Here is a 19006-nt window from a genome sequence, read left to right as displayed (position 1 = left end):
AGAGCGACCTCGCGGATGAAGGTTGTGACGTACTCCGGGCGGGCCGCCGCCGCCGCCTCTATGAGGCGGCGCTCCGCGTCGGAGATCCGGATCGGAAGTGTCCCGCGCCGCTCGCGTGGGGGCGTCGGGCGTGGGCGTTGCGTATCGCGTTGCATGGCGTATATTGGAGTGGGACAACTTTGTGACACAACCCGTCGCAGTTCAGGGAAGAGACATGGATCCGGAGCTCGTGCAGGGGTTTCGAGAAGACGTCCAAATGAAGGCGAGGCACCTGGACGAGGAGGCGATCGAGAAGGCCGTCCGGTATCACGTAGAGGTCGCCGGGCGAGTGGGCCTTGCGTATGTCGCGCAGTGCGTGCAGCTGGCCGGAATGTTCGCAGAGCAAGCGGGAGCCTCGCCCTCCCCCTCGCCCTCCCGGCATCCAGGCGATCTTCACGTCGGGACCGAGTGGATTCGCCTCCTGTCCGGACGCATCAACGCCGAACGGGAGGCGATCTGGAGCACCCCGGAGCCACCCTGGGCCCCCAGCGATTGGGAGGAGGCTGTTCTTTGGTTGAGGATCGAAGAGGACAGAGGTCGCGAGGCCCTGACCGCCCTCGAGTCCTCAGAGGAATGGCGGGCCTTGAAGGAAGGTGTCGAACGTGGAGTAAGCGCCTTGGGGCAGATGGCGGGCGAGAAGGTGACTCTTCAGCGCCCGCGGCATTGGATTCGCCTCCTCCAGCGGTTCGGCGAAGAGTGGAGGGCGGTCTTCGTTGAAGCCTTCGGCTCCCGGCCGCTGCGCCAACTCTCGATCGCAGCACGAGAAATCCAAGAGGCCGCCGGATTCATTGACCATGAGGTTTCCGCCTGGATCCTTTTCGGGATCCCCCCCGAATTCCGGCCAACCAGCGTAGAGCTCCGGCACGTGTCGATCCGCGTGCCCGGGTGGGCCGAGGTCTTCGTCGACGGGACGCCACAATGGACGCCCACGCATGGGACGATTCCCGGAAAGCGGGTTGAGGTCACCCTCAGGAGCCCGTACTTAACGCCCGACGACTACTCGGCACTCCGGGAAGAAGTCCGGGCCCTCTGGTGGAGCGGCGCGGACGAAGAACCTGAGGAGTCCCGAGCAAGATTCACCCCCACCGACCGAGCATTCGACCGAGCATGGAGGGATGTTGGGGGCCCGCTCAGGCCCAGGGGTAAGGAGTTGTGGGAGGATGTCCGCGAGAGGTGGCTCGCCCTTTCAGCGAGCGATCCAAGCTTCCCTGAACCACCGCAGTCGGTCGCGTCAGTCCGACGGTACTTCTATCGAGTGAAGGAGAAGAAAGGCTCTCTCTTGGACCATGCCCCGAAGATCCAGAAAAAGGAGGTCGATGATGCCTAAGAAGCCGAAGAAAAAGCAGTGGTCGAAGATGATCGAAGAGTCCGGCGTCTCGATCCGAATTTTCGAGCGCGCCAATTCCTCGGCCGTCTGGTATTCGATCGTGACCGAGGATGGGCGGAAGATTCGGAAGAGTCTCAAGACGACGGACCGCTCGCTCGCGGAGACCCGCGCGAAGGCGATCGCCGAGGGAGTCGCGCGGGAGCGAATCACCGGGGCGGACGTGACTCGCGGACTCACGATCGGGCAGCTATTCGCGGCCTACCGCCGCCACCAGCTTCCCACCCTCCGGCCCTATCGTCAGCGATACGCGAAGACGTTCATGGCGATGTTCGGAGCCGCCTGGGGTCTCGACATACTCGTTGCGGACGTGGATCAGTCGCGGGTGGATTCCTACGTGCGTCAGCGAAAGGCGCTCGAGGTCCTTCCGCCGGCGTTCCAGCCGAAGGAGGAGGGCGATCTCAAGCGAGGCGGAAGGAAGGCAACGCCCCCGCGGGACGGGACCCTCGCCTCGGATTTCTCGTGGCTCTCCTCAGTCTTCAATTGGGCCCGGAAGCGGAAGGAAGGCGGGCGCCGCCTCCTTTCCGAGAACCCGCTTCACGATCTCGACACCCCGAAGGAGAGGAACGTCCGCCGTCCCGTCGCACGACACGAGCGGTACCTCGCCACCCTGGGGCGTGCGCACGACGTGGACTCCGAAGGGCGGCTCGCGTGCATCCTCTCCCTCGCAAGGTTCACGGGTCGGCGCGAGTCGGCCATCTGCTCGCTCCGCGCCTCCGACCTACTTCTCTCTCGGGACCGCATCCTTGCGGCCCTCGCCGCGGCCGGGATGGACGAGGCACTCGCGGGTCATATGCCCGACGGCGCGATCCGTTGGAGCGATGAGTCCGACAAGATGGGGCTACTCTTCGTGAGCCCGATCAGTCGAGCCGCTCGCCGCGCCCTGGACACCTACCTCGCGAAGAACCCGCGCGTGGGCGACGTGCCTCTCTTCCCCGCCCCGGGTGTCAAGCGAAAGAAGGATGACGATTCCCCGCCCCCACCGGAGAAGGCGATCAGTCGGCACACCGCGGCGAAATGGTTACTGAGAGCCGAGGAGCTCGCCGAGCTCCCGAAGCTCGAGCGGGGCACCTTCCACCCGTACCGGAGGCTATGGGCCAACGAGCGGAAGGGACTCTCAGACGTGGACGTGGCGCACGCGGCGGGATGGAAGGACACGCGCGCGATGAAGCTCTCGTATCAGAAGGCGGACCCGGAGACGGTGCTCGCCGTGGTGCAGTTCGGGACGTAGTTGGAGCCGCCCGGGACACATTCGGGACACAGCGGCCGGGAACGGGAAAGCCCCGCAGGGCCAGAGCGCCCTGCGGGGCTTCATCTTTCGGAGAGCGGGAAACCGGACTCGAACCGGCGACCCCCACCTTGGCAAGGTGGTGCTCTACCAACTGAGCTATTCCCGCGAAACCCGCGACGGTCTGAAAACCTTACTCCCACACCGCTCTCAGGGACCGGGAAGCTAGGCCGCAGGTCCATGCGTGTCAAGGTCTTCGGCCCTTTTTGACCCCCCTGGAAGCGAGGTGCCCGGTCCCTACTCGCGCGGGTTGGTTCGAAGGCACGCCCCCCTTATCTTTTCGGTTCCGTTTCTGGCCTTCCGTCCCGCATGAGGGCGTCCCCCTGGCCCGCTCCAACTCAAATCATCGGCAGGCTCCCGTCGCGGCGGCCGTCCTCTCGCTCCTCCTCGCCGGGAGCGGGACGCCTCCGGCGCTTTCGGCCCAGCAAAGCGCGGGAGACGCGGTCGTGCCTCGGGGGCAACTCTGGATCCAGGTGGACGGGGGCTCCATGGCGATCGAAGAGCTGCACGGAAATGGAGACGACCCGTCGCCCCTCGGATCGGCGTTCTTCCTTTCGGAGTTGGGCCCGGCCCAGATCCCGGCGCTCCAGGGCTTGGAGAGCCGCTTCCAGGCGCTCACCGGGAGCGAGTCCGCACCCGGGCTTCGCCTTGGTGCAACGACCGGACGGTTCTCGGCCGAGGAACAGGCGGCCTTCCTCCGCCTCAGTTACGGGGTGCTCGGACGGCTCACCGTGGGCGCGACCGTTCCGTTCATCCGGCGACGGGTGGACTCGCTCCTCCGTCTGGTCCCCGATGGGGCGAACGTGGGCTCGAACCCGGCCTTCACCGCGCCGACGGAAGTCGGGACTTTCCTCGCGGCCTCCGCCGCCACTTTGTTGGCGCTCGAGGCAGCCGTGGATATGCGTTGCACCGAGCTCGGCGAAGCGCATGCCGACTGCGTCTCCGGCCGCGGCCTAGTCCTGGAGACGGACACATTCCTCGACTCCGTGGATTCCGCCTACGACGAGGAGTTGCTCTTTCCGCTCGCGGGATCCTCGCTCGGGGACGCCGTCGCCTCTCGTTGGTCAGCGATTCGCACGGGACTCGCGGCGTGGGAAACCGACTCGCCGGAGATGGTCCCCCTCGCGACCGACCCCCTCGACCAGGCGATGTTTCGGACACTCGTCCTCGACCCGGCGTGGCCTGACGAGGCATTCCCGATCGAGAACACGCCGACATACCTGGCGATTGGGGATGTCGAATTAAACGCCGCCCTTTCCCTTCTCCACCCCTCCCCGGCGGCGTTAGAGGGCCGTGAGATCGGGATCCGGGCCACGCTCACCGGAGGTGTTCGCTTTCCGACGGGGCAGCCGGACTCTCTCCGGGCCGTCGCGCCGCTCTCGCCTCCCCGGGGCGTGTCGGGATTTTCGATGGGAGTCGCCACGGACCTCCTCCTTTCTTCGCACTTCGCCGTGCTCGCGCACGCCGAGGGGGTGTGGAACGGCACGCGGGAAATGGAGCTTCTCGCCCCTGATCCTGCGCAGCTTTATTCCCCCGGCTTCACTCGCGTGAACGTCGAGTGGGAACCTGGAGACCAGCGTTCCTTCGGCGTCACCCCGCGCTTCCATTTCGGTCCTCCACTCTCGATCGGCGCCGGATGGCAATACGTCCGAGTGGAGGCGGACCGCTTCGTTTCGCTCGAGTCAGGGGGGCCGGCGGTGCCGGCCCTGGAAGGTCCCTTCACCTTCCAGCGCGTCCTCGTCGAGATCCGGTACACGGCGACGGCCGGTGCGCTGGCGGACGCAGTGCGTTTCCCCTTCGAGGTGTACGGGCGGGCGTCCCAAACGATATCGGGATCGGGGGAATGGGCGCCCGTAGAGCGGAAGGTTGAGGCCGGGCTGCGTTTCCTACTGCACCGTTGACGAGGTCGCGAGCAGCTCCTTCGCGTGATCGCGGGAAGTCTCCGACTCGGGATCGCCCCCGAGCATCCGCGCCACCTCCTGGACTCTCTCCCTCCCTCCGAGGGTCCGCACGCTAGTCACCGTTTCGCCGCCTTCCTCCCGCTTTTCGACGACGAAGTGATGCGCACCGCGCGCGGCGATCTGGGGAAGGTGCGTCACGACGAAGACCTGGTGGCGACTGGCGACCTCCCGCAGCTGGGCGGCGACCGCCACGGCAACGGTGCCTCCGATCCCGGCATCAATCTCGTCGAAGACGAGGGTGGGGACCCGGTCCTGGCACGCGAGAATGGACTTGAGCGCGAGCATCACTCGGGACAGCTCGCCCCCACTCGCGATCCGCGCGAGGGGCTTCGGCTCGAAGCCGGCGTTCAGCGAGGCGAGAAATCGGACCTGTTCGGCGCCTCCGGCCCCCGGCGGCTCTACCGGATCGAGCGCGATTCGGAACTGCGCCCCCGCCATGCCGAGACTCGGAAGGAGAGCCTCCACGGCGGCCGCGAGCCGGGTCGCTCCGTCGGCCCGTTGCTTCGAAAGCGCCTCGGCGCGCTCCCGAAGCGCCCGCTCCGCCGCGGCGACCTTCGCGGCCAGCGCCTTCTCGTCGAAGGCCGCACCGTCCAGCTGAGAGAGCTCTTGGCCCGTTCGCCGGCCGTGCTCGATGACGTGGGAGAGCTCGGGGCCGTACTTTCGCTTGAGCCGGAAAAGAAGGTCCGCCCGTGCGCGGAGCTCGTCGGCGCGGCGCGGCGAGACCTCCACGCCGGAGCCGTAGCGCTCGATGCTCCGGCCGAGCTCGGCGGCCCGGTGGTAGAGCTCGTCCGACTGGTCTCGTAGCGCCTCCAGGGAAGGATCGAAACGGGCGAGGCGCGCGAGGAGATCCCGCGCCTCCGCGATCCGCTCGGATGAGGATCCCTCCGCACCGTAGAGGAGGTCGTAGACCTGTCCGGAGCCGCGCGCCAGCTCCTCCGCATGCTCCAGGCGTCCCAGTTCTTCCGCGACGCGTTCGTCGTCGCCCTCGGAGAGCTCCGCCTCTTCGATCTCCCCGAGCTGGAAGCGGAGGAAATCCGCTCTCCCGGAAATCTCCCGAAGTCGGGCATCGCGCTCCTCCGCGCTGGCCTGGAGACCGGTCAGCTCCGAGTGGAGACGCGCGATGGCTCGCGACTCTTCGCCGGCTCCCGCGAAGGCGTCGAGAATGTCCTTCTGATCGGCGGGACGGAGGAGAGTCTGGTGCTCGTGTTGGCCGTGGAAGTCCACGAGCGCCTGCCCGAGCTCGGCGAGAGCGCCCGCCGTGGCCGGGGATCCTCCAATCCATGCGCGGCTCCGTCCTTCGGCCTGGATCTCTCGCCGAAGGAGGAGGAGCTCACCTTCTTCGAGATCGAATCCCATCTCCGCAACGCGCTCCCGCACCTCGGGCGCCGAGGAGAGGTCGAAGACCCCCTCGATCACCGCCCGGTCCGCTCCGCTTCGGATCCCCTCCGCGGACGCGCGCCCCCCGAGGAGGAGGCCGAGGGCGCCCACGACGATGGACTTCCCGGCCCCGGTCTCCCCGGTCAGGACGTTCAGCCCCGGCCCCAGGTCGAGAGACAGGTCCCGGATGACGGCGAGGTTCTTGACCCGGATCTCTAATAGCATGGTACTTAAGCTTTTCAGACGGCCCAGTTCAGAACGCTTCGAAGCGTGTCGAAATACGTCTGACCGGGGAAGCGGACGAGGGAGACCCGCACCTTCCCCTTCTCCACGACGACCCGATCACTCGGGTCGAGGGCGTGAGCGACCTGTCCGTCCGCCGTGACGACGAGGTCCTCGACCGGGTCCACCGCGCGAATGGTCAGATGCACCTTGTCGGGGAGAACCAGCGGTCGCATCGCCATCGTGTGCGGCGAGATCGGCGTGACCACGAGGCAGTCCGTCTCCGGCACGATGATGGGGCCTCCCGCGGAAAGCGAGTAGGCGGTGGAGCCAGTCGGCGTCGAGACGATGACCCCGTCTCCGGAAAAACTTCCGATCTCCTCGCGAGACCCTTCGCGTCCCACCTCGAGGTCGAGCCGAACCACACGCGCGACGCCTCCCTTGTGGATCACTAGGTCATTCAGCGCCCAGAGGCGCGGCCCCTCCGTGCCGTCCGCGTGTTCGATGCGCCCTTCGAGCGTGGAGCGCGGATCGAGGAGTGCCTTCCCGTCGAGAATCTGCTCGAGGGATTCCTCCAGGGCCTGCGGCGAGATCGAGGTGAGGAAACCGAGCCGCCCGAGATTCACGCCGAGGACCGGAACACCGGCGGCCGCGACCTTCCGTACCCCCCGGAGGAGCGTCCCGTCGCCGCCGAGAGTGAGAAGGAGCTCCACACCGCTTCCGTCCATGGAGAGGGGCGCGGAATCTGCCAGAGGCCCGATCCGGAGATCTTCCTCGGGAAAGAGCGTGAGACCATGGGACTCTGCGAAGTGGTGAACCCGTTCGAGCGCGGCGCGGAGATCGTCGGTGACCTGGCGCCCCACGAGCCCGATCCGAGAGATCTTTCCCGAGAGGGCTGCGGGGCGCTGGTCCCTGACCTCGGTCACGCGCTCTCCCGTGAGGCCCTCGGACCACTTTCCACGAGCCTTCGTACACGCCCGGCGATTCCGGCCGCGTCGAGCTCGAGCTCTTTGAGGAGCGTCCCCCTCGACCCGTGCGCCACGAACTGGTCGGGGAGCCCGAGCGTCGCGAATCGGGCCGGGAAGCGCAGATCCGGGTCGTCGGACACCTCTCGAGCGATGAATGCCCCGAATCCGTTTACGACCGTCCCCTCTTCCACGGTCAGGACCGCGTCGTGGCGTTGGAGAATGGCCGCCAGGACCTTCCGGTCGTAGGGCTTGAGGAACCGGCAGTTGACCACGGTCGCGGACACGCCTTCCATCGCCAGCGCGGCGCCAGCGGCGAGGCTCGACACGACCATGGATCCGACGGCGAGGATCGCGACGTCGGCCCCCTCGCGGAGAACCTCCCAGCTCCGATACGGAACCTCGGGGATCTCCGACAAGGTCGGCACCTCCGCGGGAACCGTGGCCCGGGGCCACCGGACGGAGAACGGCCCATCGTGCAGGGAGATCCCCAGGCGCAGGAGGGCGAGCATCTCAGCGCCGTCCTTGGGCGCCGTCACCGTCATCCCGGGGATCGCGAGCATGTACGCGATGTCGAAGGCGCCGTGGTGGGTCGGCCCGTCCTCGCCCGCGACCCCCGCCCTGTCCATGCAGAAGACTACGGGAAGGCGCTGGAGCGCGACGTCGTGTACGATCGAATCGAAGGCGCGCTGGAGGAACGTCGAGTAAATCGCGACGACGGGCTTGATCCCCTGGGTCGCGAGCCCCGCCGCGAAGGTCACCCCGTGCCCTTCCGCGATTCCGACGTCGAAGTGCCGCTCCGGAAATTTCTCGGCGAAGATCTCCGAGCTCGTTCCGTCCGGCATCCCCGCCGTGATCACGACCACGCGTGGGTCTTGCTGGCCGAGTTCCGTTACCCCGCGCCCGAAGACCTTCTGGTAGCGGGGAAGCCCTCCAGCCTTGGTCTTCCCCGCGCCGGAGATCTTGTCGAAGGGAGAAGCCGCGTGCCAACGCCATGGATCCTCCTCGGCCGGCTCGTACCCCTTCCCTTTCCGGGTGAGAACATGCACAAGCACGGGTCCTTTCATCTTCCGGACCCCCTCGAGGGCCGGGATGAGGTCGTCGAGGTTGTGGCCGTCCACCGGACCGACGTACCGGAAGCCGAGCTCCTGGAAAATCATTCCCGGGACGAGGAGGTGCTTCACGCTCTCCTCCATCTTCCCCGCGACCGATTCCACGACCTCGCCCAGGCTCCGGGGCGCCTTCTGGAGGAGTCCCTTCACCTCCGCGCGGAGGCGATTGTACGTGGGGTTCGTGATCATCGTCGTCAGGTACTTGTTCATCGCGCCGACGTTCGGCGCGATGGACATGTCGTTGTCGTTCAGAACGACGATGAGGTCGCGGTCCGTATCTCCCGCATTATTAAGCGCTTCGTAGGCGAGTCCGCACCCCATCGCGCCATCCCCGATGATCGCGACGACCTTCTCCTCACGGCCGAGGAGGTCGCGGGCCGTCGCCATTCCGAGCGCGGCGGAGATCGAGGTCGCCGCATGCCCCGCGCCGAAGGCGTCGTATTCGGACTCTTCCCGGCTCAGGAAAGGAGCGAGGCCACCGCGTTGACGAATCGTTGGGAAGCGGTCGTTGCGGCCGGTGAGGATCTTGTGGATGTATCCCTGGTGTCCGGTATCCCAGACCAGCTTGTCCCGGGGGGTCTCGAAGACGAAGTGCAGCGCGACGGTGAGCTCGGCGACCCCGAGGCTCGCGCCGAAATGGCCGCCGATCTCGGACACGACGTCAATGTGCCGCTCCCGCACCTCGTCGACGAGCGACGCGAGCTCGTTTCGCGAAAGTGCACGGAGGTCCGCTGGGGAGTTCACCCGCTCGAGTACCGACACCGCACTCCTCCCCGTGGGAGGTGGAAGCTGGGGGCCCAAGTCTTAAAGATAGTCGAAAAGCTGGTTCCGCGAACATGGAAAAGCGGGCCGCCCAGCGCGCTTTCCGGCCCTCGCCGCCCGCGCCCCGCTCACCGGTCGCGGTCCACGACGTGACGGGCCATGGCGAGAAGCGCCGGAGACGAGATCCCGCCCTCCTCCAGGGCGAGGCCGGCCACTTCCACGCGGGCTGCCGCCTCGCGACGGGCGTCCTCCACGCCGAGGAGTGACACATACGTGGACTTCTCCAGCGCCTGGTCCGAGGGCTCCTTCCCGAGCACGTCGGCCCCGGCCGTCGCATCCAGGACGTCGTCGGCGACCTGGAAGGCGAGCCCGATCTCTCGCCCATAACGATCGAGGGCGTCCAACTCCTTGGGCGCGGCCCCGGCGGCCACCCCACCGATCCGGAGCGAGGCGGTAAGGAGGGCGCCCGTCTTCATCCCGTGCAAGCGGTCGAGCTCGGGGCGGGAGAGGCGCTTCCCTTCCCCGAGGAGATCGAGCCCCTGACCGCCGACCATCCCTCCGGCACCCGCGGCACGAGCGAGGATCCGAACGATCTCGCGGCGCGTCTCGATCGGGCGTCCGAGCGCGGTCGCAGCTCGCCACGCCTGCCGGGCGGCGGCGGGGATGAGGGCCGCGGCCGCAACCGTCGTCGCCGCCTCCCCGAAAAGAGTATGCGGCGCCGGCCGCCCCCGGCGAAGCGGCGCGTCATCCATACAGGGGAGGTCGTCATGCATGAGGGAGTACGCATGGATCAACTCGAGCGCGGCCGCGAGGGGGTATGCCGCCGCCGGGAGCGGTTCCTGGGACGAGGGTGCGCCCCGGCACGCCCCGAAGGCGGCGATGCAGAAGATCGGCCGAAGTCGTTTCCCGGGGGCCATGACTCCGGCCTCCACCGGGCCCCGAAGACCTTCGGGAAGGTCGGGAAGAAGCTCGGCCACGGCCCCCTGGAGGGCCGCGTCTACATGCGCTCGCTCTTCCGCGAGAAAGGTGGCCAGGGAAAACCCCTCGGACACTGCCCTCACCCTTCTCCTTCCTCCGAGGGCTGCGTCGCGGCGGGCTCCGCCTCTCCGACCAGCTCCTCGACCCGGAGCTCCGCGGTGGAAAGGAGCGACTCCGCCTCCCGGATGTGGCGAACTCCTTCTTCGAAGAGAGCGAGCCCCCGCTCCAGCTCGACCTCTCCCCCTTCGAGAGTGGCAACGATCTCCTCGAGGCGGCGAAGCCGGGCTTCCAGCGACATCTCCTGGGCCTCCCCCGCGCCTCCGTCGGGGCCGGACCCGGGACCGCGCCGGCCGGGCCCGCCTTCTTTCGCTCCCCGCTTCGTCACACTCCCTCCTCGCTCACGCCCAGGGTTTCACATTCGATGTGTCCGTCCACGACCCTCAGGTGAAAGGTCGGTTCCGCGCGGAAGTCGGCGGCCTTCTTGAGGACCCGCCCGCCGGCGCCGATCGGCACCGCGTAGCCCCGGCGGAGGGTGGAAAGGGGGGAGAGGGTCTCTACTCTCGCGGCCTGCCCGCCCAGCGTCTCGCGGCGCTCCTGAATCAGGTGCCGGACTCCCCAGGCGAGGGCATCCTGCCGGCGCTCCAGCATGCGCCGCCGGGGCTCGGCGAGCCGTTTCACCCCCTGCACGAGCCTCATGCGGGCAAGGTCGAGGCGGTGTGTGCGTCGTTCGGCCTGGCGGCGAAGGGCCCGCGCGAGGCGGGGACGGACCGCCGCGAGGAGCTCCGAGACGACGCGACCGTCCTGGACCGCCGCCTCCGCGGCGGCGGAAGGCGTGGGGGCGCGAAGATCGGCGACCAGGTCCGCGATCGTGACGTCCACCTCGTGGCCGACGCCCGAGATGACCGGCACCCGCGATTCCGCGATCGCCCGTGCGACCGGCTCTTCGTTGAAGGCCCAGAGGTCCTCGATGGACCCGCCTCCGCGCCCGACGATGATGAGATCCACACGACCGCTCTCCGACAGCGCGCGAAGGGCGGCCGCAATTTCCCCAGCGGCGCCCTCGCCCTGCACGCGCGCACCGCAAAGGAGGACGCGGGTCCAAGGGGCCCGTCTGCCCAGGACGGTGAGGATGTCATGGAGTGCCGCCCCCGACGGAGAGGTGACGATCCCAATGGTCCCGGGAAAGCGGGGAATGGCCCGCTTTCGCGCCGGATCGAGGAGCCCTTCTTCGGCGAGCCGGGTGCGAAGCCGCTCGAAGGCGAGCCGCCAGAGCCCCTCCTCACCCTCCCCTTCGAGTCTCCGGACCGTGAGCTGGTACTCGCCCCGGGCCTCGTACAGGGTGAGAGAGCCGAGTGCCCGGACCCGCATCCCTTCATCGGGGTCCACTGGAAGCCGCACCGCATCGCGCTTCCACATCACGCACCGAAGCTGAGCGGCCTCGTCCTTGAGCGAGAAGTAGAGGTGTCCCGAGCGCGCCCGTGTCCAATTCGCGATTTCGCCACCAACCCAGAGCTCCGGCATCCACGATTCGAGCAGGGTGCGAACCGTCCGATTGAGCTCGGAGATGGTCCAGACCCTTTCCTCCGGGATGGAGGGCCCTTCGGGGACTGGCGGTACCGCAAAGAGGTCGAGAGGCATCCCCTCCCCCGTGGTCACTTCTTCCCTCGGGCGGCGTTCGAGGCGTCGAGCGTGTTCTGCAGGAGGATTGCGATCGTCATGGGGCCGACGCCACCGGGGACGGGGGTGATCGCGGCGGCGACTTCCTTCACTCCTTCGAAGTCCACGTCCCCAGTGAGGCGGTAACCGCGCTCGGCGGAAGGGTCGTCCACCCGGTTGACCCCGACATCGATCACGACCGCGCCAGGGCGGATCATGTCGGCTTTGACGAGCTCCGGGCGCCCGATCGCGACGATGAGGATATCGCCGAGGCGAGTCACCGCCCCGAGATCCGGCGTTCGGGAGTGCGCCACGGTGACGGTGGCGTTCCCCCCGCGACCGCGTCCCAGAAGGAGAGAGACCATGGGGCGCCCGACGATGTTCGAGCGACCCACCACGACGACATGTTTCCCCGCCGGGTCGTGCCCGCTGCGGAGGAGGAGCTCGATGATGCCGCGCGGGGTGCAGGGGGCGAGAACCCCGGGATCGCCCGCATTGAGGCGCCCGACGTTGATCGGGTGGAAGCCGTCCACATCCTTCGATGGATCCACCGCTTCCAGAATCCTCCCCTCCTCGATCTGGGACGGGAGCGGAAGCTGGACGAGGATCCCGTGGATCTCCGGATCCGCGTTCAGCTCGCGGATGAGGGCGAGGAGATCCCCTTCGGAAGTCGCGGCGGGGAGATCGATCTGCCGCGACTGGATTCCGGCTTCCCGCGCCGCCCGGTTTTTCATGCGGACATACGCCTGGCTCGCCGGGTCTTCGCCTACGAGGACGGTCGCGAGGCCGGGTGGGCCCTTCCCCGAGGCGACGCGTGCCTTCACCCCTTCCGCCACCTCTCGCCGGATCGCCTGCGCGACTTCGGTTCCCGAGATGATCTCAGCCCCCATGTCCCCGCCCTCCCCCCTCCGTGTCACCGCGCGAAGTCGATGGCCCTGGTTTCCCGGATGACGATGACTTTGATCTGCCCCGGATATTGGAGCTCTTCCTCGAAGCGGCGCGCCACTTTTTCTGAGATCTGCGCCATCTCCGCATCGGTGACCTTTTCGGGCTGGACCATGACACGGACCTCCCGTCCGGCCTGGACGGCGAAGCACCGTTCCACTCCCGGAAATTCCATGGCCAACTCCTCGAGCCGCTCCAGCCGCTTCACGTAGGTGTCGAACATCTCGCGGCGCGCGCCGGGACGGGAGCCGGAGATCGCGTCCGCCGCCGTCACGAGGAAGGCCTCTGCCGAAGCGTGCGGCTCCTCGTCGTGGTGCGCGCGGATCGTGTTCAGGACGACGTCCGGTTCCCCATGGCGCTTACACAACTCATACCCGAGCTCCACGTGGGTTCCCTCGTGGTCGTGCGTCATTCCCTTCCCAACGTCGTGCAGAAGCCCGGCCCGCTTGGCCATCTGCGCGTCGAGCCCCATCTCGGTGGCCATGAGCCCCGCGAGGCGCGCGACTTCTTTCGAATGGCGGAGCTGGTTTTGCCCGTAAGAGGTCCGGAACTTGAGGCGCCCAAGCACCTTCATGATCTCGGGATGGACCTGGTGAATGCCGAGGTCGTAGAGCGTCTGCTCGGCCGCCTCCTTCATTCCCTCCTCCACCTCGGCGCGGCTCTTCTCCACGATCTCCTCGATCCGCCCCGGGTGGATCCGCCCGTCCTCGATCAGCTTCTCCATGGCGATCCGGGCGATCTCGCGGCGGACCGGATCGAAGCCCGACAGGACGATGGCCTCGGGAGTGTCGTCAATGATGACGTCAATGCCGGTGGCTTGCTCGAAGGCGCGGATGTTTCGACCTTCTCTGCCGATGATCCGGCCCTTCATTTCGTCGGAGGGGAGCTGGACCACGGAGACGGTGGCCTGGGCCGTCTCCTCGGCGGCCATCCGCTGGATCGCGAGCGCGATGACGTTTTTCCCTTCGCGATTCGCGGTGCGCTGAGCTTCCTCGCGGACCTCTCGAATCTGTTGGGCGGCCCGGGCACGGGCCTCGTCGATCAGCTCGGCCTGAAGCTGCTCCTTCGCCTCGTGCGCGGAGATCCCGGCGAGCGCCTCTAGCCGTTGACGGAACTGGCCCTGGACGTGGATCGAATCGCGGTCTCTGGCCTCGATGGCCGCCTCGCGCTCCCGGAGCTCGCTGGTGCGCACCTCCTGGGCGGCGTCCCGGCCATTCAGCAGGTCGAACTTGTGGTCCAAGGACTCGGAACGTTCCGCGAGGCGGCGTTCGGTGCGTTCGAGCTCCTCCCGCCTCCGCGCCTCCTCCTTGTCCCATTCCTCGCGAAGCCGGAGCGCCTCCTCGCGTCCCGCGAGGGCGGCCTCTTTGCGAGCGGTCTCTCCTTCTTCCCGGGCCCGTGCGAGGATTCGTGAGGCCTCGTCGCGGGCCTGAGCCCGTTCCGCGGCCTGACGGGCCCGCTCCCGGCCCCTCCCGAAGAGAAAACCCGCACCGAGGCCCGCAAGCGCGAGAAGAGCGACCACGACGGCGGTGGCCTGCGGGGACATTTATACACTCCGCGATCGGGCGCGAACGACACCCGAAGGAAGGCTCGTTCAGGGGCCTCCAGACCAGACCGGACCGGTCGGCCCTCCATTACGAAAGTTGGCGTTAGAATAGGAATCGTCTACGAACGGCCGCAAGGCCGGGGCCTATGGAGGCCCAGGAAAGGCCCTGCGGCAGTCCCGTCGAGGGCCGGGACCGACCCCGCGGCGGCTCAGAGCAAGCGGCCGCTGAGGCCCCGCGGGACGCGGGCCCCGGGCGCCGGGCGCCTCGCGCGGCGCGCGCTCAGCGGCCCGCTACCGCCTCTTCGACCTTGCGGGCGAGGTCGAGGGAACGAGCGGTGACCTCCTGGCGGAGGTCATTCAGCTCCTCGCGCGCGCGAAAGTACTCGTCGGTGATGGCGAGTGCAGCCAGGATCACCGCGCGGTGGGTCTCGGTGCTACCGCCGAGCTGTCGGACCTCGCGCACGCGTTTATCGAGGAAGTCCGCGCACTGTTTCGCGTATTCGGGTTCGGCCGTGGACCGGAGGACGTGCTCCTCTCCACCGATCCGGACCGTGACCGTACTCCGCGGTGACTCCTTGCTCATGCGGATCCTCCGTTCGAAGGGCCTACTCACCGGGCGTTCGAGCCGACCGCTCCGGCCACCTGCCCGCTCAGCGCTGGCTTTCGAGGAAGCGAAGCCGGGAGAGGAGTCGGTCTATCCCGTCCCTTCCTTCTTCGATCCTCCCCTCGAGCTCGCGATTTTCGGATTCCATCCGGGAGAGCCGGTTCTGTAACTCGACGGGGTCGGCCTTTCCCTTCCGCATTCGGTCGAGGAGCGCTTCCAGCTCCCCGACCCGCCCGAGGAGGGCGATCCGTTCGTCGAGAAGCTTGCCGACGGCTTTGTCCAGGCGCGCGAGGGCCTCGCGCTCCTGGAAGTCAGCCTTGGGATCCCCGGACACCGACATGGAGCTCCTCTGCGAGATCGTGGACGATTCGCCTCACCGTGCCCTCCACCTCTCCGTCGGTCAACGTGCGGTCGCGGGCCCGGAAGTTGAGCCGGATCGCCACGGAGCGCGCGCCCTCCGCCATGGTTTCGTCCCGGTAGAGATCAAAAACCCCAACCTCTTCCAGCACCTCCCCGCCCCGAGCCCGGACGAGGGAGAGGACCCTCTCCACAGCGACCTCGCCCGGAACAAGGAGCGCGAGGTCGCGCTCGGCGCCGGGATGGATCGGGAGTGGAACGTAAGCGGGAACCGGCGCGGGCGCAGGGTTGGCCGCGAGAGGAACCTCGAGCGCCCAGACCTCCGAGGCCCAGGGGGGGAGGTCTCCCCGGCCGGGCATCAGCCGTCCGCCGACGCCCAGGAGGTGACCTCCATCGCCGGTCGCGGCAAAGGCCGATTCCGAGAGGAGGCCGGCCGCCAGGGCGGCGGACTTGTCGGCCGGACTCAACCGTGACCCCACCCCGCAAGCAACCTGGACCACCCGCTCGAGAAGCCCTTTGAGGTCCCAGAGGTCCAGGGGGTCCGCCGCCCCGCTCCAGTGCGCCGGCCGTCGGGATCCGTGGAGAATCGCCGCGAGCCGGGTCTCCTCGCGGGGGAGCTCACCGGGCGCGCCGCGGTGGAAAACGGTGCCGATCTCGAAGAGCCGCACGTCACGGACCCCGCGCGCCAGGTTGTGCTCGAGTCGCCGAACCAGGCCAGGGAGGAGGCCGGTCCGAAGAGAGCCCTCCTCCGCCGAAATCGGATTGAGGAGCTCCACTTCCCCTTCCGAGGCCGGAGCGAAGGCGGGGGTCTGCGCCTCGCAGAGTCCCGCACCCTCGAGGAGCCGGCGGAGCCGCTCCTCGAGGTCGAAGAGGGGATGATCCGGGACGGTGCTCGGCCGGAACGGTCCGAGCGCGTCGGGAAAGGCGTCGAATCCCTTCCGGCGCGCGATCTCTTCGATGAGATCCACCTCCCGTGTCACGTCGAAGCTTCGAAAACCCGGAACCTGGACGGCCAGCGCCCCACCGCCACCGGCCACCTCGAAGCCCAGCGGTTCGAGCAGCGTGCGGATTTCCGTCTCGGAGAAAGCCAACCCCAAGACCCGCTCGACCCGCGCGGCGCGAAGGCTCACCGTCGAACGTGCGAAGGGACGCGCGGCGCAGTCCAGGATCGGTCCGTTGATCTTGCCCCCCGCGGTCGCGAGAATCAGCCGGGCCGCGCGGTGCATCGCCCGAACCATCCCCTCGGGATCCACCCCCCGTTCGAAGCGGTAGGAAGCGTCCGTGCTGAGTGCGAGCGCTTTCCGGGTGGCGCGGATCGGCCCGGGCGTGAAGTGGGCGCACTCGAGAATGAGGTCGTTCGTCCGGGAACCGACCTCCGAGTCGGCCCCTCCCATGACGCCCGCGACCGCGGCTGGGCGCACCGCGTCGCAGATCGCGAGCATCCCCTTGGAGAGCTTTCGATCCACTCCGTCCAGCGTCCGGAGCCGTTCCCCCGGCCCCACCGCCCGCACGACGATGGTGCGCTTCTCCAGGCGGTCCAGATCGAACGCATGGAGGGGCTGCCCGAGCTCGAGGAGGACGTAGTTCGTCGCGTCCACGACGTTGTTGATCGGGCGGGCGCCCGCGGCCCGGAGGCGGTTCTGGAGCCAGAGGGGTGACGGGGCCACCCGCACCCCCCGAACGACGAGGCCCAGATAACGAGGGCAGAGCTCCGGCGCCTCGATCCGGACGGAGACCTCGCCGGCGGACACTTCGTTCGCGGCCGTGCGGAGCTCCAACCCTTCGACGTGGGCGATCGCCGCGGACTCCTCGTCGGGAAATGCCGGAAGGACGAGGGCCGCGTGGCCGCCGTGAGCCAGCTCCCGGGCGATCCCCTCGTGCGAGAGGAGGTCCGGCCGGTTCGACGTGACCTCGACGTCCATCCGCACGTCGTCGAGGGAAAGCGCGTCTACGAGGGTCGTGCCGGGACGGAGGGACTCGTTCAGCACCATCAGCCCCTGAGATCCGTGCCCAAGGCCCAACTCGCGCTCCGAGCAGAGCATCCCCTCGGAGACTTCGCCCCGGAGTTTGGCCTTTCCGATCGTCATGCCACCGGGAAGCGTCGCGCCCACCGGCGCGAACGGATAGACCCCGCCTGCCGCCACGTTGTCGGCACCGCAGACGACCTGAAGTGTCGCCCCTCCGGCGTCCACGTCACACACCCGGAGGCGATCGGCGTTCGGGTGCGGACGGACCTCCTTCACCTTCGCGACCACGATTTGCGAGAGTCCTTGGGCGAGCGGCTCGACCGTCTCGACAGGCGCGCCGAGCGCGGCGAGGCGCTCCGCGAGCTCCTCGGGGTGCCCGTCGAGCCCGGGAGCGAGCTCCCGCAACCAGCGGAGAGAGACCTTCATGCGTCCGCGAACTGGCGGAGAAAGCGCATGTCGTTTTCGAAAAAGAGGCGCAGATCCGGAACCCCGTATCGGAGAAGCCCGATCCGGCCAGGCCCCATTCCGAAGGCGAACCCGGTGTAGCGTTCGGGATCGAGGCCACAACCCTCGAGGACGGCGGGATCCACCATTCCCGCCCCCATGATCTCGATCCAGTCCGACTCGCGCTCGACGCCCTCCTCGTCTCGGAAGACGCGTTTCACATCCACTTCGGCCGAGGGTTCCGTGAAGGGAAAGAAGGAAGGGCGGAAGCGGACCCGTGTCCCCGGACCCCAATACCGGCGCGCGAATTCGGCGAGCGTCGCCTTGAGATCCACGAAGGTGATCCCTTCGTCCACGGCGAGCCCCTCGAGCTGCATGAAGGCGGGGGTGTGGGTCGCGTCGTACGAATCGCGGCGGTAGACCATTCCCGGTGCGAGGATTCGAATCGGCGGAGGATGCCGCTCCATGATCCGGATCTGTACGGGGGAGGTGTGGCTTCGCAGGAGGTGGCCACTCTTGAGGTAGAGGGTGTCCTGCTCGTCAGCGGCTGGGTGGTCGAGGGGGGTGTTCAGCGCCTCGAAGTTGTACCACTCCGTCTCGGCCTCAGGGCCCCGCGCGAGGGTGAAACCGAGCCCGCGGAAAATCCCTACGAGCTCATCGATGACCCGAGTCACCGGATGCCGCGCACCCGTCCATTCCGGGCGCCCCGGGAGTGTCAGGTCCTCGGCGGGAGCCTCCGCCTCGCCCGCGCCCGCGAGCTCGGCTTCGCGGTCGTCGAGCGCACCCTGGAGCCGCTCCTTAACCCGATTCGCCTCGGCGCCGACGCGTGGACGTTCGGCCTCTGGAAGCTCCCCGAGGTGCCGGAGGATGCCGGAAATCCGGCCGTCCTTCCGCCCCAGGAAGGCGACCCGGACCGCCTCGAGCGCGCGGGCGTCGGACGCAAGGCGCACACCCTCTACGGCCTCGGCCTCCAGCCGCTTGAGCGCCTCGACCAGCTCTCCTTCGTTGGACATGGGGCTCCGGGGGGGGATCAGCCGAGGCCGAGCTTCTCCTTGGCCTGGCCTGCGAGGACGCCGAAGGCGACCGGATCCTTGATGGCGAGCTCCGCCAATGCCCTTCGGTCGAGCTCCACGCCGGACTCGCGAAGCCCGTTCATGAGGCGGGAATACGAGAGATCGTGCTGGCGTGCCGCCGCGTTGATCCGGGTAATCCAGAGGCGCCGAAAGTTGCGTTTCTTCTTTTTCCGGTCGCGATAGGCGTGTTCCCACCCCTTCTCCACCGCATCCTTGGCGGTCCGGTAGAGCTTTTTCCTTCCCCCGAAGTAGCCCTTCGCTTCCTTCAGGATCTTCCGCTTTCTATCCTTGCGCGCCGGGGCGCCCGTAGACCGTGGCATGGCTTGACT

16 protein-coding genes and 1 tRNA gene are annotated in these 19006 nt (G+C 68.0%); 3 read left to right on the top strand and 14 right to left on the bottom strand.

Translation table 11 applies throughout. The features are described 5' to 3' along the window. Nucleotides 1-214: 214 nt before the first annotated feature. A complete protein-coding gene (locus tag WEG36_12900; protein ID MEX1258508.1) occupies nucleotides 215-1366 on the top strand; it encodes a hypothetical protein in 1152 nt (383 codons plus the stop codon). Then, the gene (locus tag WEG36_12895) at nucleotides 1356-2654 is read left to right on the top strand and encodes a tyrosine-type recombinase/integrase (protein ID MEX1258507.1); all 1299 of its coding nucleotides are present in this window, start codon (nucleotides 1356-1358) and stop codon (nucleotides 2652-2654) included. Before WEG36_12900 ends, WEG36_12895 begins: the two co-directional genes overlap by 11 nt. Before the next feature lie 93 nt (nucleotides 2655-2747). On the opposite strand, the gene WEG36_12890 is transcribed toward WEG36_12895, so the two are convergent. Then, nucleotides 2748-2820: transfer RNA gene (locus WEG36_12890), tRNA-Gly, on the bottom strand. A gap of 337 nt (nucleotides 2821-3157) precedes the next feature. Here WEG36_12890 and WEG36_12885 point away from each other — a divergent pair. Continuing rightward, nucleotides 3158-4612, top strand: coding sequence for a hypothetical protein (locus WEG36_12885; protein ID MEX1258506.1), 1455 nt, complete (start codon nucleotides 3158-3160; stop codon nucleotides 4610-4612). On the opposite strand, the gene recN is transcribed toward WEG36_12885, so the two are convergent. The 13 genes from recN to rplT form a co-directional block, all read right to left on the bottom strand. Continuing rightward, on the bottom strand, nucleotides 4598-6274 hold the full coding sequence (gene recN / locus WEG36_12880) for a DNA repair protein RecN (protein ID MEX1258505.1): 1677 nt from the start codon (nucleotides 6272-6274) through the stop codon (nucleotides 4598-4600). The two genes, WEG36_12885 and recN, sit on opposite strands and share 15 nt — an antisense overlap. Nucleotides 6275-6288: 14 nt before the next feature. Next, complete coding sequence (locus tag WEG36_12875) at nucleotides 6289-7197, bottom strand: NAD(+)/NADH kinase (GenBank protein MEX1258504.1); 909 nt, start codon at nucleotides 7195-7197, stop codon at nucleotides 6289-6291. Continuing rightward, nucleotides 7194-9110 (bottom strand): 1-deoxy-D-xylulose-5-phosphate synthase, encoded by a 1917-nt coding sequence (dxs, locus tag WEG36_12870; GenBank protein MEX1258503.1) that lies wholly within the window; start codon nucleotides 9108-9110, stop codon nucleotides 7194-7196. The genes WEG36_12875 and dxs overlap by 4 nt, the downstream gene beginning before the upstream one ends. A 128-nt stretch (nucleotides 9111-9238) precedes the next feature. Further along, on the bottom strand, nucleotides 9239-10171 hold the full coding sequence (locus tag WEG36_12865) for a polyprenyl synthetase family protein (GenBank protein ID MEX1258502.1): 933 nt from the start codon (nucleotides 10169-10171) through the stop codon (nucleotides 9239-9241). Beyond that, nucleotides 10168-10473, bottom strand: a complete 306-nt coding sequence (gene xseB / locus WEG36_12860; GenBank protein MEX1258501.1) for an exodeoxyribonuclease VII small subunit — start codon at nucleotides 10471-10473, stop codon at nucleotides 10168-10170. The genes WEG36_12865 and xseB overlap by 4 nt, the downstream gene beginning before the upstream one ends. After that, the gene (xseA, locus tag WEG36_12855; GenBank protein MEX1258500.1) at nucleotides 10470-11744 is read right to left on the bottom strand and encodes an exodeoxyribonuclease VII large subunit; all 1275 of its coding nucleotides are present in this window, start codon (nucleotides 11742-11744) and stop codon (nucleotides 10470-10472) included. The genes xseB and xseA overlap by 4 nt, the downstream gene beginning before the upstream one ends. Beyond that, on the bottom strand, nucleotides 11741-12634 hold the full coding sequence (gene folD, locus WEG36_12850) for a bifunctional methylenetetrahydrofolate dehydrogenase/methenyltetrahydrofolate cyclohydrolase FolD (GenBank protein MEX1258499.1): 894 nt from the start codon (nucleotides 12632-12634) through the stop codon (nucleotides 11741-11743). The genes xseA and folD overlap by 4 nt, the downstream gene beginning before the upstream one ends. Before the next feature lie 23 nt (nucleotides 12635-12657). Continuing rightward, nucleotides 12658-14232, bottom strand: coding sequence for a ribonuclease Y (rny, locus tag WEG36_12845; protein MEX1258498.1), 1575 nt, complete (start codon nucleotides 14230-14232; stop codon nucleotides 12658-12660). A gap of 280 nt (nucleotides 14233-14512) precedes the next feature. Further along, entirely contained in the window at nucleotides 14513-14815 is a 303-nt protein-coding gene (locus WEG36_12840) for a cell division protein ZapA (GenBank protein ID MEX1258497.1), read from the bottom strand. 67 nt (nucleotides 14816-14882) lie between these two features. Further along, nucleotides 14883-15176, bottom strand: a complete 294-nt coding sequence (locus WEG36_12835; protein MEX1258496.1) for a hypothetical protein — start codon at nucleotides 15174-15176, stop codon at nucleotides 14883-14885. Continuing rightward, entirely contained in the window at nucleotides 15148-17586 is a 2439-nt protein-coding gene (gene pheT / locus WEG36_12830) for a phenylalanine--tRNA ligase subunit beta (protein MEX1258495.1), read from the bottom strand. The genes WEG36_12835 and pheT overlap by 29 nt, the downstream gene beginning before the upstream one ends. After that, nucleotides 17583-18599 (bottom strand): phenylalanine--tRNA ligase subunit alpha, encoded by a 1017-nt coding sequence (pheS, locus tag WEG36_12825; protein MEX1258494.1) that lies wholly within the window; start codon nucleotides 18597-18599, stop codon nucleotides 17583-17585. Before pheS ends, pheT begins: the two co-directional genes overlap by 4 nt. Before the next feature lie 35 nt (nucleotides 18600-18634). After that, nucleotides 18635-18997 (bottom strand): 50S ribosomal protein L20, encoded by a 363-nt coding sequence (gene rplT, locus WEG36_12820; GenBank protein ID MEX1258493.1) that lies wholly within the window; start codon nucleotides 18995-18997, stop codon nucleotides 18635-18637. Between the last annotated feature and the right edge of the window lie 9 nt (nucleotides 18998-19006).

This window comes from Gemmatimonadota bacterium (genome assembly GCA_040882465.1).
In the GTDB taxonomy this organism is placed as follows: domain Bacteria; phylum Gemmatimonadota; class Gemmatimonadetes; order Longimicrobiales; family Gaopeijiaceae; genus JBBEBG01.
The sequence above is the reverse complement of the archived record's forward strand: the minus strand, read 5'-3'. Positions and strand labels throughout refer to the sequence as shown.